Origin of the sequence: Streptomyces sp. NPDC058534, from assembly GCF_042717365.1 — a bacterium.
GTDB lineage: Bacteria > Actinomycetota > Actinomycetes > Streptomycetales > Streptomycetaceae > Streptomyces.
In genome coordinates this window covers 61,831-77,315 of sequence record NZ_JBHXNW010000040.1, presented here as the reverse complement: position 1 = coordinate 77,315, position 15,485 = coordinate 61,831, and the positions used below count along the sequence as shown (strand labels likewise).

General features: G+C 72.6%; 12 protein-coding genes. 11 read left to right on the top strand and 1 reads right to left on the bottom strand.

Translation table 11 applies throughout. The features are described 5' to 3' along the window. Positions 1-134: 134 nt before the first annotated feature. Positions 135-1,481 (bottom strand): UDP-N-acetylglucosamine 1-carboxyvinyltransferase, encoded by a 1,347-nt coding sequence (gene murA / locus ACFWR9_RS24155; protein WP_383845579.1) that lies wholly within the window; start codon positions 1,479-1,481, stop codon positions 135-137. Positions 1,482-1,715: 234 nt separating this feature from the next. On the opposite strand from murA, the gene ACFWR9_RS24150 reads away from it, so the two are divergent. From ACFWR9_RS24150 to ACFWR9_RS24100, 11 genes are all read left to right on the top strand, one after another. Beyond that, entirely contained in the window at positions 1,716-2,288 is a 573-nt protein-coding gene (locus tag ACFWR9_RS24150; protein WP_383845577.1) for a YqgE/AlgH family protein, read from the top strand. A gap of 30 nt (positions 2,289-2,318) precedes the next feature. Then, complete coding sequence (locus ACFWR9_RS24145; protein ID WP_383845575.1) at positions 2,319-2,603, top strand: DUF3039 domain-containing protein; 285 nt, start codon at positions 2,319-2,321, stop codon at positions 2,601-2,603. 218 nt (positions 2,604-2,821) lie between these two features. Further along, positions 2,822-4,120: an extracellular solute-binding protein gene (locus ACFWR9_RS24140; RefSeq protein ID WP_383845573.1), complete on the top strand. Its 1,299-nt coding sequence runs from the start codon at positions 2,822-2,824 to the stop codon at positions 4,118-4,120. After that, complete coding sequence (locus ACFWR9_RS24135) at positions 4,117-5,109, top strand: carbohydrate ABC transporter permease (protein ID WP_383845571.1); 993 nt, start codon at positions 4,117-4,119, stop codon at positions 5,107-5,109. The genes ACFWR9_RS24140 and ACFWR9_RS24135 overlap by 4 nt, the downstream gene beginning before the upstream one ends. Then, positions 5,106-5,963, top strand: coding sequence for a carbohydrate ABC transporter permease (locus ACFWR9_RS24130; RefSeq protein ID WP_383845569.1), 858 nt, complete (start codon positions 5,106-5,108; stop codon positions 5,961-5,963). Before ACFWR9_RS24135 ends, ACFWR9_RS24130 begins: the two co-directional genes overlap by 4 nt. Positions 5,964-5,973: 10 nt before the next feature. Beyond that, positions 5,974-7,596 carry a beta-N-acetylhexosaminidase gene (locus tag ACFWR9_RS24125; RefSeq protein ID WP_383845586.1) on the top strand — a complete coding sequence of 541 codons (1,623 nt, stop codon included), beginning with the start codon at positions 5,974-5,976 and terminating at the stop codon, positions 7,594-7,596. 241 nt (positions 7,597-7,837) lie between these two features. Beyond that, on the top strand, positions 7,838-8,731 hold the full coding sequence (locus ACFWR9_RS24120; RefSeq protein WP_383845567.1) for an FAD binding domain-containing protein: 894 nt from the start codon (positions 7,838-7,840) through the stop codon (positions 8,729-8,731). 173 nt (positions 8,732-8,904) lie between these two features. Further along, positions 8,905-10,803 (top strand): 2Fe-2S iron-sulfur cluster-binding protein, encoded by a 1,899-nt coding sequence (locus ACFWR9_RS24115; protein ID WP_383845584.1) that lies wholly within the window; start codon positions 8,905-8,907, stop codon positions 10,801-10,803. Beyond that, the gene (locus tag ACFWR9_RS24110) at positions 10,800-13,118 is read left to right on the top strand and encodes a xanthine dehydrogenase family protein molybdopterin-binding subunit (protein ID WP_383845565.1); all 2,319 of its coding nucleotides are present in this window, start codon (positions 10,800-10,802) and stop codon (positions 13,116-13,118) included. Before ACFWR9_RS24115 ends, ACFWR9_RS24110 begins: the two co-directional genes overlap by 4 nt. 162 nt (positions 13,119-13,280) lie before the next feature. Then, positions 13,281-13,922: an SUKH-4 family immunity protein gene (locus ACFWR9_RS24105; RefSeq protein WP_383845563.1), complete on the top strand. Its 642-nt coding sequence runs from the start codon at positions 13,281-13,283 to the stop codon at positions 13,920-13,922. Between the two features lie 104 nt (positions 13,923-14,026). Beyond that, on the top strand, positions 14,027-15,484 hold the full coding sequence (locus ACFWR9_RS24100) for an MFS transporter (protein WP_383845561.1): 1,458 nt from the start codon (positions 14,027-14,029) through the stop codon (positions 15,482-15,484). Position 15,485 lies beyond the last annotated feature (1 nt).

The following is a 15,485-nucleotide window of genomic DNA, read 5'->3' as shown; positions in this document are numbered from 1 at the left end:
TAAGCCGAGGGCCTGGCCGGGCTGCTGCTCCCTCGCAGCGAGCACCACGAGCTTCTCCATGCTGTGCTTGCCCGGGGGACGACCCCCGGACCCCCGGCCGGGGCCGTGCCGGTCTGCCCCGGCGGCGGAGGGCCTCAGCCGAGTGCCTTGCCCGGCAGCTCGACCTTCGCGCCCAGCTCCACGAGCTTCTCCATGAAGTTCTCGTAGCCCCGGTTGATCAGGTCGATGCCGTGGACCCGGGAGGTGCCCTGGGCCGCGAGGGCGGCGATCAGGTACGAGAAGCCGCCGCGCAGGTCGGGGATGACCAGGTCGGCGCCCTCCAGCTTGGTCGGTCCGGAGACGACGGCCGAGTGGAGGAAGTTGCGCTGGCCGAAACGGCAGACGGAGCCGCCCAGGCACTCGCGGTAGAGCTGGATGTGGGCACCCATCTGGTTGAGCGCCGAGGTGAAGCCCAGCCGGGACTCGTAGACCGTCTCGTGGACGATGGACAGGCCCGTCGCCTGCGTCAGGGCGACCACCAGGGGCTGCTGCCAGTCCGTCTGGAAGCCGGGGTGCACGTCCGTCTCCAGGGCGATGGACTTCAGCCGGCCGCCCGGGTGCCAGAAGCGGATGCCCTCGTCCTCGATCTCGAAGGCGCCGCCCACCTTCCGGTAGGTGTTGAGGAACGTCATCATCGACCGCTGCTGGGCGCCGCGGACGTAGACGTCGCCCTCGGTCGCCAGCGCCGCCGACGCCCAGGACGCGGCCTCCAGGCGGTCCGACAGGGCGCGGTGGGTGTAGCCGCCCAGCTCGTCCACGCCGGTGACGCGGATCGTGCGGTCGGTGTCCATCGCGATGATCGCGCCCATTTTCTGCAGGACGCAGATCAGGTCCTCGATCTCCGGCTCGACCGCCGCGTTGGACAGCTCCGTGACGCCCTCGGCCAGCACGGCCGTGAGCAGCACCTGCTCGGTCGCGCCGACGGACGGGTACGGCAGGTTGATCTTCGTACCGCGCAGCCGCTGCGGAGCCTCCAGGTACTGGCCGTCCGCCCGCTTCTCGATCTTCGCGCCGAACTGGCGCAGCACCTCGAAGTGGAAGTCGATCGGCCGGCCGCCGATGTCGCAGCCGCCCAGCCCCGGGATGAAGGCGTGCCCGAGGCGGTGCAGCAGCGGGCCGCAGAACAGGATCGGGATGCGCGACGAACCCGCGTGGGCATCGATGTCGGCGACGTTCGCGCTCTCCACGTGGGAGGGGTCCATCACCAGCTCGCCGGGCTCGTCGCCCGGACGGACCGTCACCCCGTGCAGCTGGAGCAGTCCGCGCACCACCCGCACGTCGCGGATGTCCGGCACGTTGCGCAGCCGGCTCGGCGCACTGCCCAGCAGGGCGGCCACCATGGCCTTCGGCACGAGGTTCTTCGCACCGCGGACCCGGATCTCGCCCTCCAGCGGGGTTCCGCCGTGGACAAGCAGTACGTCATCAGCGCCGTTGACGGTCATGAATCTCGCGTTCCGTGGGTTCGGGCAGGGGCCAGAAGGGAAAGGGTAATCGTCTTGTACCCCCCTTCTGTAAGCCTGTGCATGGTCGGGCAACGTCATGGATTCGTCACAACACGTGGCGTTCCCCGGCGCGTACGGGGGGTCACGGCCGTGGGGCGTGCGCGGGGTGCGTGTTCACCCCCGTGCCCCCGATTGCCTCCCCACGGGAGGGGAACATGCGGGATCATGTCAGGCATGACCGAGGTGTCCTCGCTCACGGGGCGGCTGCTCGTGGCAACGCCCGCCCTGGCGGACCCGAACTTCGAGCGCGCGGTGGTGCTCCTTCTCGACCACGACGAGGAGGGCTCCCTCGGTGTCGTCCTCAACCGTCCCACACCGGTCGACGTGGGCGACATCCTGGAGGACTGGGCGGACCTGGCCGGCGAACCGGGCGTGGTCTTCCAGGGCGGCCCGGTGTCGCTGGACTCGGCCCTCGGGGTCGCCGTCGTCCCGGGCGGGGCGTCCGGCGAGCGGGCGCCGCTGGGCTGGCGCCGGGTGCACGGCGCGATCGGCCTGGTCGACCTGGAGGCGCCGCCGGAACTGCTGGCGCCCGCCGTGGGCGCCCTGCGCATCTTCGCGGGGTACGCCGGCTGGGGGCCGGGCCAGCTGGAGGACGAGCTGACGGAGGGCGCCTGGTACGTCGTCGAGTCCGAACCCGGCGACATCTCCTCCCCCTTTCCCGAGCGGCTCTGGCGCGAGGTCCTGCGCCGTCAGCGGGGCGACCTGGCGATGGTGGCCACGTATCCGGACGACCCGTCGCTCAACTGAAGCGTGTGAGCTTCAGTACCCTTGGCGTCTATGAGCACTCTCGAGCCCGAGCGCGGGACTGGTACGGGGACCCTCGTCGAGCCGACGCCGCAGACGTCCCACGGCGACGGCGACCACGAGCGCTTCGCCCATTACGTCCAGAAGGACAAGATCATGGCGAGCGCCCTCGACGGCACCCCCGTCGTGGCGCTGTGCGGCAAGGTCTGGGTGCCGGGCCGTGACCCGAAGAAGTACCCGGTCTGCCCCATGTGCAAGGAGATCTACGAGTCCATGACCGGCGGCGGGGACGAGGGCAAGGGCGGCGACAAGAAGTAGGCGACAAGAAGTAGCGGCCCGGCCCGCACAGACTTTCCGAAGGCCCCCGGAGTGTGCCCGCGCGCACTCCGGGGGCCTTCGTGCGTCCCGGGGTCCCCGGGTCACGAATTGGTTCAGACCTCTTGTGGACATGTTCATGTACTCCCTACTCTCCTGGGTGTTGTGCAGAGCGAAACCGTCATTGCATATGTTGCAACGCACGTCCGGAGGAACACTCCATGAAGCTCGCCCCACGCCTGGCCCTCCTGTTGGCCGCCGCCGTCGTCTCCGCGACCGCCTGCGCCCCCCAGACGTCCGACAACTCCTCCTCCGGCAAGGACGAGAAGAGCGGCACGCTACGGGTCTGGCTCTTCCAGGAGGTCAACACCAAGCCGAAGGAAAAGGTCGTCGACGCGGTCCTCGCCGACTTCGAGAAGGCGCACGCGGACACCGACGTCACCGTCGAGTACATCCCCGTCGAGACCCGCGCCCAGCGCATCAAGGCCGCCTTCAACGACCCCAAGAGCGCCCCGGACGTCATCGAGTTCGGCAACACCGACACCGCCGGCTACGTGAAGGACGGCGGACTCGCCGACGTGACCGAGGAGTTCGGGGACTGGGGCGAGGCCAAGGACACCGACCCCACCGCCCGCCAGTCGGTCACCGTCGACGGCAAGGTCTACGGCGCCCCCTACTTCGTCGGCGTCCGCGCCCTGTACTACCGGACCGACGTCTTCGAGGAGCTGAACCTCGACGTCCCCCGGACCATGGCGGAGGTGGCGTCCACCGCGAAGCAGGTCAGGGCGGCGAAGCCCGACCTGTACGGCCTCGCGGTCGGCGGCGCCTACACCTACGGCGCGATGCCGTTCATCTGGGCCAACGGCGGCGAACTCGCCACCGGCAAGGGCGGCTCGTACGCCTCGGCGATCGACAGCGCCGCCGCCCGCAAGGGCATAGAGGCGTACACGTCGCTGTTCGGCGACGACAACTGCCCGGCCGCCAAGTGCGCGGGCATGGGCGGCAACGACACCGTCACCGCCTTCGCCTCCGGCAAGGCGGCCATGGCGATCGGCGGCGACTTCAGCCACCAGGCCGTGGAGGCCGGCACGGTGAAGGGCAAGTACGCGGTCGTGCCGCTGCCCGGCGTCGAGCCCGGTTCCATAGCCCCGGCCTTCGCCGGCGGCAACAACATCGGCGTCCTCAAGAGCACCTCGCACCGCACCCTCGCCGTCGACCTGATGAAGCGGCTCGCGTCGAAGAAGGCGCAGGCCGACCTGTTCGACGCGATGGGCTTCCTGCCGACCTTCACGGACGTACGGCGGCAGGTGGCGAAGGAGGAGCCGTTCGTGAAGCCGTTCGTCGACACGCTCGCGGCCGGTACGAAGTTCGTTCCGGCCTCGCCGGCGTGGGCGACGATCGACTCCTCGCAGGTGCTGCCGACGATGTTCCAGGAGGTTGTGAGCGGCAAGAAGGACGTGGGCGCTGCCGCTGGGGATGCGGCTCGGAAGATGGACGACGCGTTTGGCTCCGCCGGGTGACGGGGGTGCCTAATGGCCCGGGGGGTGCTGTTGGGGGGCGGGTGCGGGTGGGTCGTGGCTTGTCGCGCCCACGCGGCGGTAGCCGCAAATCCAACACAGCCCCGCGCCCCTTCGGGGGCTCGTCCAGTACCCCTTGGATCTATCTCGCGCCTGCTCTTGTCGTCCTTGGTGGGCTGCTCGTCTATCCCGTTTATCAGCTTGGGCTGATCTCCTTTCTGGAGTACACGCAGGCCCAGGTGTCCGGTGGGGAGGCGACGACCTTCCGGGGGTTCGGGAACTACGCGGAGCTGTTCGGGGACGCGGAGTTCTGGCGGGTGCTGCTCGCCACCGTCGTGTTCGCCGCCGCCTGCGTCGTGTCCACGCTCGCCGTGGGGTGTGCGCTGGCCGTGCTGCTCACCCGGGTGCGGGCCGTGCCGCGGCTCGTGCTGATGCTGGCCGCCCTCGGTGCGTGGGCGACCCCGGCGGTGACCGGGTCGACGGTGTGGCTGCTGCTCTTCGACCCGGACTTCGGGCCGGTCAACCGGATGCTGGGACTCGGCGACCACTCCTGGACGTACGGGCGCTACAGCGCCTTCCTGCTCGTCCTGCTCGAAGTGGTCTGGTGCTCCTTCCCGTTCGTCATGGTGACCGTCTACGCCGGGATCCGGGCCGTGCCCTCGGAGGTGCTGGAGGCGGCCGCGCTGGACGGCGCCTCGCAGTGGCGGATCTGGCGCTCGGTGCTGGCGCCGATGCTCCGGCCGATCCTGGTGGTCGTCACCATCCAGTCGGTCATCTGGGACTTCAAGGTCTTCACCCAGATCTACGTCATGACGAACGGCGGCGGCATCGCCGGCCAGAACCTCGTCCTCAACGTCTACGCCTACCAGAAGGCCTTCGCGTCCTCGCAGTACAGCCTCGGCTCGGCGATCGGCGTCGTGATGATGCTGATCCTGCTCGCCGTGACGCTGGTCTACCTGCGGCTGCTGCGCCGCCAGGGGGAGGAACTGTGAATCTTCCGCCGCGTCTTCCACGCGCGCGTGTGCGTCGTCCGTGGCGGCTGGCGGCCGAGGCGTCGGCGCTGCTGATCGCGGTCGTGGTGGCCTTCCCGCTGTACTGGATGGTGCTGAGCGCCTTCAAACCGGCCGGTGAGATCGAGTCGGCCGAGCCGCGGCCGTGGACCCTGACACCCACGCTGGATTCCTTCCGGCGGGTCTTCGGGCAGCAGGAATTCGGTCGTTACTTTCTCAACAGTCTGCTCGTGGCGGGCACCGTCGTGGTCGCCTCGGCGCTGATCGCGTTCCTCGCGGCGACGGCGGTGACGCGATTCCGGTTCCGTTTCCGGACCACCCTGCTGATCATGTTCCTGGTGGCCCAGATGGTGCCCGTGGAGGCGCTCACGATCCCGCTGTTCTTCCTCATGCGGGACGCCGGCCAGCTGAACACCCTGGGTTCGCTGATCCTGCCCCACATCGCCTTCTCGCTGCCCTTCGCGATCTGGATGCTGCGGGGCTTTGTGAAAGCCGTGCCGGAGGCCCTGGAGGAGGCCGCCTACATGGACGGGGCGAGCCGGTCGCGATTCCTCTGGCAGATCCTTTTCCCGCTGGTCTTCCCGGGGCTGGTGGCGACCAGCGTCTTCTCCTTCATCTCGACCTGGAACGACTTCCTGTTCGCCAAGTCGTTCATCATCAGCGACACCTCGCAGTCGACGCTGCCGATGGCGCTGCTGGTCTTCTACAAGCCGGACGATCCCGACTGGGGCGGCGTGATGGCCGCGTCCACGGTGATGACGATTCCGGTGCTGGTCTTCTTCGTACTCGTGCAACGACGACTCGTCTCCGGCCTCGGCGGAGCGGTAAAGGACTGACGTGACGGACGTGACCGACGTGACCGACGTGATTCCCCAGCCACAGCAAGTGACGTCCGGCGAGGGCGGCTTCTTCACCCTCGGTCCCGACACGAAGGTGGTGGCGGACGAGGGCACCGGGCCCACCGAACGGTGGCTCCGCGCCACGCTGGGCGCGGCCACCGGCCTGCCGCTGGCGCCCGGCACGGGGGACGACGGCGTCGTCCGCCTGTCCCTCGACGCCGGACTGCCCGACGAGGGCTACCGCCTCGACGTCGCGCCGACCGGCGTGCGTCTGACGGGCGGCGGACCGGCCGGCCTCTTCTGGGGCGCCCAGACGCTGCGGCAGCTGCTCGGCCCGGACGCCTTCCGGCGCGCGCCGCTGCCCGACCGCCGGTGGCGGCTGCCGTCGGTCCGTATCGAGGACGCGCCCCGCTTCCGCTGGCGCGGACTGATGCTGGACGTCGCCCGGCACTTCATGCCGAAGGACGGTGTCCTGCGCTACCTGGACCTGATGGCCGCCCACAAACTCAACGTCCTGCACTTCCACCTGACGGACGACCAGGGCTGGCGCGTCGAGATCAGGCGGCACCCGAAGCTCACCGAGACCGGCTCCTGGCGGGCCCGCACCAAATGGGGTCACCGTGCCTCGCCGCTGTGGGAGGACAAACCCCACGGCGGTTACTACACCCAGGAGGACATCCGGGAGATCGTCGCCTACGCCGCCGAACGGCACATCACCGTCGTCCCCGAAATCGACGTACCGGGTCACTCGCAGGCCGCCATCGCCGCGTATCCGGAACTCGGCAACACCGATGTGATCGACACCACCGCCGTCTCCGTCTGGGACACCTGGGGCGTCTCCCCGAACGTACTCGCCCCCACCGAGAACACACTGCGCTTCTACGAGGGCGTGTTCGAGGAACTCCTGGAGCTTTTCCCCTCGGAGTTCATCCACATCGGCGGCGACGAATGCCCCAAGGAGCAGTGGCGGCGCTCGGCCACCGCGCAGGCCCGCATCGAGGAACTCGCCCTCGCGAACGAGGACGAACTCCAGGCCTGGTTCATCCAGCACTTCGACACCTGGCTGAGCGAACGCGGACGCCGGCTCATCGGCTGGGACGAGATCCTGGAGGGCGGACTCGCCAAGGGCGCGGCCGTGGCCTCCTGGCGCGGGTACGCGGGCGGGATCGCCGCCGCACGCGCGGGACACGACGTGGTGATGTGCCCCGAGCAGCAGGTGTACCTGGACCACCGGCAGCACGCGGGTGAGGACGAGCCGGTGCCGATCGGCTTCGTGCGCACCATGGAGGACGTCTACCGGTTCGAGCCGGTTCCGGCGGAGCTGACACCGGACGAGTCCGGACATGTGATCGGCACCCAGGCGAACGTGTGGACCGAGGTGATGGAGAACCAGGCGCGCGTCGACTACCAGACCTTCCCGAGGCTCGCCGCGTTCGCCGAGGTGTCCTGGAGCGCCCTGCCCGCCCCGGCCGACCGGGACTTCGACGCCTTCGAGGGGCGGATGACCGCCCACTACCGGCGACTTGACGCCCTGGGCGTCGGCTACCGGCCGCCCGGCGGCCCGCTGCCCTGGCAGCGGCGGCCCGGCGTGCTCGGCCGGCCGATCGACGGGCCACCGCCGAACAAGTAAGGAGAAAGCCCCTGAACGTCACCTGAGAGTGGCAACTCGCACGCATCGCGCGTAGTTCCGATCGCCGGATATCCCCAGGTAAACCCGCAGCCTTATGGGCAAGTCGGGCGAATGCCTCCTAGCGGACCCCTGCGTTCGGGCCCTGCAAAGATGTGCCAGAGTTGCCACGTCCGCCCTGTCAGGTCGTACCGTACGGCCACATGGGCGGGACCAGGTGGGACAGCGGGAAGGGGCAGTCGGTTTGACCACGCACGCACCGCAGGCGGCGCAGGCCGTCACGCTGCCCACGACTCTGGACGAGGCCGTGGCGGCGCTGGCCGCCATGCCGGCCGCCGTGCCCGTCGCGGGCGGCACCGACCTGATGGCCGCGGTCAACTCCGGCCAGCTCAGGCCCGCCGCGCTGGTGGGTCTCGGCCGGATCAGCGAGATCCGCGGCTGGCAGTACCAGGACGGCCACGCGCTGCTCGGCGCGGGCCTCACCCACGCCCGCATGGGCCGCCCCGACTTCGCCGCGCTCATCCCGGCGCTCGCCGCCGCCGCGCGTGCGGCCGGACCGCCGCAGATCCGCAACGCCGGCACCCTGGGCGGCAACATCGCCTCGGCCGCCCCCACAGGGGACGCGCTGCCGGTGCTGGCCGCCCTGGAGGCGACGCTGATCATCGCGGGCCCGGACGGGGCCCGCCGGGAGATGCCGGTCTCGCACCTGCTGGCCGGCATGGAGATGCTCCGCGCGGGCGAGCTGATCGGCTACGTGCGCATGCCGCTGCTGCACGCGCCGCAGGTCTTCCTGAAGGCGACCGGACGCACCGGTCCGGGCCGAGCTACGGCCTCCGTCGCGCTGGTCCTCGACCCCGCCCGGCGCGGGGTGCGCTGTGCCGTGGGCGCCATCGCGCCGATGCCGCTGCGGCCCCTGGAGGCCGAGCAGTGGGTGGCCTCGCTCATCGACTGGGACAACGGCCGCGCGATCGTCCCGGAGGCGCTGCACGGCTTCGGCGAGTACGTCGCCGCCGCCTGCATCCCCGACCCGGTCCCGGCCGAGGACGGCTCCGTGGCGCAGCTCCCGCCCGCCGTACTGCACCTGCGGCGCACCGTCGCCGCGCTGGCCCGACGAGCACTGGGGAGGGCGCTGTCGTGACCGACGACCAGCACGGCGACCGGCACGGCGACCGGTACGACGACCGGCACGGCGACCGGTACGACGACCGGCACGGCGACCGGTACGACGACCGGCACGGCGACCGGTACGACGACCGGTACGACGACCGCCACGGACAGGGCACGCCCCCGAGCGGCGGCCGCTGGGACCCGCTGCCCCAGGGCGACTACGACGACGGCGCCACCGCCTTCGTGAAGCTCCCCGAGGGCGGCGTGGACGCGCTCCTCGCCTCCTCCGACAGCCCGCTCGCCGCACCCGGACACGGTTACGTGCCGCCGCAGATCACGGTCACGCCCGCCACCGGCACCGACCCGGCCGCCACCGGCTCCTGGACGATGCCGTCCGCCCCCGTGGACGGCACCCAGTGGCAGGTGCCGGACACCGGGCAGGAGCACGCCGCTCAGCAGGGCTATGCCGACTACCCGCCGCCGCACGACCCCTACGGCGGAGCCGCGCCCTACGACGCGAACGCCGGGCACGGCGACGGCGAACGGTTCACCTACCGGCCCGGCGCCACCGGCCAGTGGGACTTCTCCGAGGCCGCGCCCCCCGAGGACGCGGAGCCGGGGTCCGGCCAGGACGTGACCGGACAGTGGTCCATCCCCGTCGCCGGCGGCGACCTGCCGGACGAGTCGGGCGAGTTCACCACCTCGTCCCTGGCCGAGCAGTGGGGCACCGGCGCTCCGGCCACCCTGCCCGGCGGCGCCCCCGCGCCCTGGGCGACCCAGCCCGCCGGGCAGCCGTGGGGCGACCGGGCGGCGGAGGCCGGACCGGGCGGCGACGAGCAGCTGACGTCCAGTATTTCCCGCGCGCCCGAACACCCTGCCGATCCGTACGCCCACGCACCCGCCGAACCGGCCCCGGGGGCGGCCCCCGTGGCACCGGCGGCCGACGACACGGCGACCGACGGTCCCCGTGGTGCCGAGGAGGCCCCTGAGAGCCCCGCTGGGCGCTCGGCGGGCACCGCGGAGGACGCCGCCATCGCGGAATCCGCCCCGGAGGTCGCAGAGGGGCCCGTGACGGGCCCGGCCGTCGGACCCGGTGACCGGACCGACCCGGCCGACGGAGCCGACCCTTCCGAGCCGAGCGACCCCACCGGTCCGACGGGCCAGGTCGCCTCGACCGACCGGACCGACCGGACCGACCGGACCGACCGGAGTGACCAGAACGACCGGAACGACCAGGCCGGCCGGACCGGTTCCGCCGCCCAGGCCGAGCGCCCGACGGACCCGGCCGACCCGGCCGACCCGGCCGACCGCACCGACCCGGCCGAGACCCGTACCGCTGTGCGGGCCGACGTACAGGCCGCCCCGCCGGCCGACGACGAGCGCGCCCCCGCCGCCGCGCACGACGAGCACCCCCTCGCCTCGTACGTGCTGCGGGTCAACGGCGCCGACCGGCCCGTCACCGACGCCTGGATCGGCGAGTCGCTGCTCTACGTGCTGCGGGAGCGGCTCGGCCTCGCGGGCGCCAAGGACGGCTGCTCGCAGGGCGAGTGCGGCGCCTGCAACGTGCAGGTCGACGGACGTCTCGTCGCCTCCTGCCTGGTCCCGTCCGTGACCGCGGCCGGCAGCGAGGTGCGTACGGTCGAGGGCCTGGCCGCCGACGGGCAGCCGTCGGACGTGCAGCGGGCGCTCGCCCGGCGCGGTGCGGTGCAGTGCGGCTTCTGCGTGCCCGGCATGGCGATGACCGTGCACAACCTCCTGGAGGGCAACCCGGCGCCGACCGATCTGGAGGCCCGCCAGGCCCTGTGCGGCAACCTGTGCCGCTGCTCCGGGTACCGCGGTGTCCTGGAGGCGGTCCAGGAGGTCGTCGCCGAGCGCGAGACACACGCCGGCGCCGACGCGCACACCGCCGCGGACGGCGACGAGCCCCGCATCCCGCACCAGGCCGGTCCGGGCGCGGGCGGCGTCCACGCGTCGGCCTTCGAGTCCCAGCCACCGCCCGGCGCGCCGGACGCCCCGGCACCGCACGACCAGCCCTACGGCGACGGACCGCACGGTGACCAGCCGTACGACCGGCACCACGGCCAGGACGGAGGCCACGCGTGAGCAACGACGCCGCGACTGCGGAGGCCGCGGGACCAGCCGAGGCGGCGCCCCCCGCCCCCGAGCCGATCCCGCACGGCCTCGGCGCGTCCCTGCCGCCCGCCGACGCCCGCGCCAAGACGGAGGGCACCTTCCCGTACGCCGCCGACCTGTGGGCCGAGGGCCTGTTGTGGGCGGCCGTACTGCGCTCACCGCACCCGCACGCGCGCATCGTGTCCATCGACACCACCCACGCGCGGGAGATGCCCGGCGTCCGCGCGGTCGTCACCCACGAAGACGTGCCCGGCGCCGTGCTGCACGGACGCGGCCGGGCCGACCGCCCGGTCTTCGCCTCCGAGGTGGTACGCCACCACGGCGAGCCCCTCGCCGCCGTCGCCGCCGACCACCCCGACACCGCGCGGATGGCCGCCGCCGCCGTCACCGTCGAGTACGAGGTGCTCGACCCGGTGATCGACCCCGAGCAGGCCTTCGAGGCCGAGCCGCTGCACCCCGACGGCAACCTGATCCGGCACATCCCGCTGCGCCACGGCGACCCGGACGCGGCCGGCGAGATCGTCGTCGAGGGCCTCTACCGCATCGGCCGCCAGGACCCGGCGCCGATAGGAGCCGAGGCGGGCCTGGCCGTACCGCGCCCCGACGGCGGCGTGGAGCTGTACCTGGCCTCCACCGACCCGCACGGCGACCGGGACTCGGCCGCCGAGTGCTACGGCCTGACGCCCGAACAGGTGAAGATCGTCGTCACCGGGGTGCCGGGCGCCACCGCCGACCGCGAGGACCAGGGCTTCCAACTCCCCCTCGGCCTGCTCGCGCTGAAGACCGGCTGCCCGGTGAAACTCACCGCCACGCGCGAGGAGTCCTTCCTCGGCCACACCCACCGGCACCCCACCCTCCTGCGCTACCGCCACCACGCGGACGCCGAGGGCCGGGTGGTGAAGGTCGAGGCGCAGATCCTGCTCGACGCGGGCGCCTACGCCGACACCTCGTCGGACGCCCTGGCCGCCGCCGTCGCCTTCGCCTGCGGGCCGTACGTCGTCCCGAACGCCTTCATCGAGGGCTGGGCCGTACGCACCAACAACCCGCCCTCCGGCCATGTGCGCGGCGAGGGCGCCATGCAGGTCTGCGCCGCCTACGAGGCGCAGATGGACAAGGTCGCAAAGAAGCTCGGCCTCGACCCGGCCGAGGTGCGGCTGCGCAACGTGCTGGCCACCGGGGACGTGCTCCCCACCGGCCAGACCGTCACCTGCCCCGCCCCGGTCGCCGAACTCCTCCAGGCCGTACGCGACTTCCCGCTCCCCGCGCTGCCCAAGGACACACCCGAGGACGAGTGGCTGCTGCCCGGCGGCCCCGAGGGCGCGGGCGAACCGGGCGCGGTGCGCCGGGGTGTGGGCTACGGCATCGGCATGGTGCACATGCTCGGCGCCGAGGGCGCGGACGAGGTCTCCACCGCCACCGTGAAGGTCCAGGACGGCGTGGCGACGGTGCTGTGCGCGGCCGTCGAGACCGGCCAGGGCTTCACCACGCTCGCCCGGCAGATCGTGCAGGACACCCTCGGCGTCGACGACGTGCAGGTGGCGCCCGTCGACACCGACCAGCCCCCGGCCGGCGCGGGCTGCCGCGGCCGCCACACCTGGGTGTCCGGCGGCGCGGTGGAACGGGCGGCCAAGATGGTCCGCACCCAGCTCCTCCAGCCCCTGGCGCACCAGTTCGGGATGTCGACCGAGCTGCTCCAGATCACCGACGGCAAGATCACCTCGTACGACGGCGTGCTGTCGACCACGGTCGCCGAGGCGCTGGACGGCAAGGAACTGTGGGCCACCGCCCAGTGCCGTCCGCACCCGACCGAACCGCTGGACGAGACCGGCCAGGGTGACGCCTTCGTCGGCATGTCCTTCTGCGCGATCCGCGCGGTGGTCGACGTCGACATCGAGATCGGCTCGGTACGGGTGGTGGAACTGGCCGTCGCACAGGACGTGGGCCGGGTGCTCAACCCGGCCCAGCTGACCGCCCGGATCGAGGCGGGCGTCACCCAGGGCGTCGGCATCGCGCTCACCGAGAACCTCCGCACCCCGCGCGGCCTGATCCGCCACCCCGACCTGACCGGCTACGCCCTCCCGACCGCCCTTGACACCCCGGACATCCGGATCGTGAAGCTCGTCGAGGAACGCGACGTGGTCGCCCCCTTCGGCGCGAAGGCGGTCAGCGCGGTGCCGGTGGTGGCCTCCCCGGCGGCCGTCGCCTCCGCCGTACGCGCGGCCACGGGCCGCCCGGTGAACCGGCTCCCGATCCGGCCCCAGGCCGCGGTGGTCACGGCGAACTGACGCCCCCCGCCCGGGAGGCAACGCGCGCGGCACGGGACGCGTCCTACGTGACGGGACGGACGGGTCCCGTGCGACGGGGCGTTGTCAGTGGCAGGCCCTAGGCTGCGAAGCGGTGGGAACGACTGCCGCTCCCACCGCGCTCAAGCACACTCGGGGGAGACGATGCACGCGGTCACGACGGACACGACGGACACGACGCACGCACCACCGCGCGTGCCGTCCCTGCTGACCCTGGCCCGCCTCACCACGGCCTCGGTCCGGGAGCCGTCCCGCTGCCCGGTGCCGCCGGGGCGCGAGACGCCGCTGTTCTGGACGTCGGCGGCGCTGATCGGCTGTCTGCTCCTGTCGGCGGGCCGGCGCACGGCGTCCGGCCTCGCCCTGGATCTGCCCTACCGGCTGCTGACCCGGGAGTTCGGCCGGGGCCGGGTGGCCCGCTTCGAGGACATCGACTTCCCGCCGGCCCTCACCCACGAGCCCACCCGCCGCTTCCTGCGGGAGACGGGCCTGCCGGAGGACACCTTCCCGCTCCTCGCGGACACCGACGGGATGGCCCTGCCGACCCTCGCGGAGTACTACGGCACGGAGTCCCCGGACGAGCCGCCCGCCCACCTCGTCCGGCTGGGCCGGCTGCCCGACGGCACCGACGTGGTGGTCGACGGCGCGACGGGCGCGGTCTCGACCTGGCACCCGGCCGACGCGGACCCGCGCCCCCTCACCCCGGACGTCTCCACCCTCGTCTTCAGCCTGTGGCTGCTGCACCGCGCGGCAGCCTTGGAGGCCGTGGCGGGATTCGAACCCGCGTAACTCGTGACCCGCCGGTACGGGGCGTGGTCGTACGACCAAGGTCCCGGTCCCGTACCGCCTCCCGACAGGGGTCAAGAGGTGCTGTGGCCCTTACTCTGGCGACCATGACCGTCCCTGAGCCCCGCGACACCGATGTCGCCGTCCCCGCCGTGACCGCCGGCGCCCCCGCCGTTCCCGACGAGACCGTGCTGAGCCGCGCCTACCGGGCGCTGAGTATCGGCATCGTCTCCGTCATCGTGCTGATCGCCTTCGAGGCGACGGCGGTCGGTACGGCGATGCCGGTGGCGGCGCGGGAGCTGGACGGGGTGTCGCTGTACGCGTTCGCGTTCTCGGGGTACTTCACGACGAGTCTGTTCGGGATGGTGCTCTCCGGCCAGTGGTCGGACCGGCGGGGCCCGCTGGCACCGCTGACCTGCGGCATCGCCGCCTTCGCGGTGGGTCTCGTGCTGTCCGGGACGGCCGGCGCGATGTGGCTGTTCATCCTCGGGCGGGCCGTGCAGGGGCTCGGCGGCGGCCTGGTGATCGTCGCCCTGTACGTCGTCGTCGGGCGGGCCTACCCGGAGCGGCTGCGGCCCGCGATCATGGCGGCGTTCGCGGCGGGCTGGGTCGTCCCGTCGATCGTCGGCCCGCTCGCCTCCGGCGCGGTGACCGAGCACCTCGGCTGGCGCTGGGTGTTCGTCGGCATCCCGGTGCTGGTCGTCTTCCCGCTGGCGCTCGCGCTGCCGCAGATACGCGCCCGCGCGTCCGGTGCCGTCGGCGGCGGGGACGCGCCCGCCTCCTTCGACCGCCGCCGCATCCGGCTCGCCCTCGCCATCTCGCTGGGCGCGGGCCTGCTCCAGTACGCCGCCCAGGACCTGCGCTGGGTCTCGCTGCTGCCCGGCGCGGTCGGCGTGGCGCTGCTCGTCCCGGCCGTCCTCGGCCTGCTGCCGCGCGGCACCTACCGGGCGGTGCGCGGCCTGCCCTCCGTGGTGCTGCTGCGCGGGGTCGCCGCCGGGTCGTTCATCGCCGCCGAGTCCTTCGTGCCGCTGATGCTGGTCACCCAGCGCGGCCTCAGCCCGACGCTGGCCGGCCTGTCCCTCGCGGCGGGCGGCGCGACCTGGGCCGCGGGGTCCTGGCTGCAGTCCCGGCCGCGGCTGGAACCCCACCGTGAGCGCCTGATGGCCCTCGGCATGGTCCTGGTGGCGGCGGCCATCACCACGGCACCCAGCGTGCTGATCGACGCCGTACCCGCCTGGACGGTGGCCGTCGCCTGGGGCTTCGGCTGCTTCGGGATGGGCCTGGTGATCTCCTCCACCAGCGTGCTCCTGCTCAAGCTCTCCGCCCCCGAGGAGGCCGGCAGCAACTCCGCCGCCCTCCAGATCTCCGACGGCCTCTCCAACGTCGTCCTGCTGTCGGTCGGCGGAGCGGCCTTCGCGGCCCTCGGCGGCGGCACGGTCAGCCACGCGGCCACGCAGGCGACCGGCTCCCATCCGGCGGCCTTCGCGGCGGTGTTCCTGCCGATGGCGGGCGTGGCGCTGGTGGGGGCGTGGGTGGCGACACGGCTGCGGACGGCATCCTCCTGAG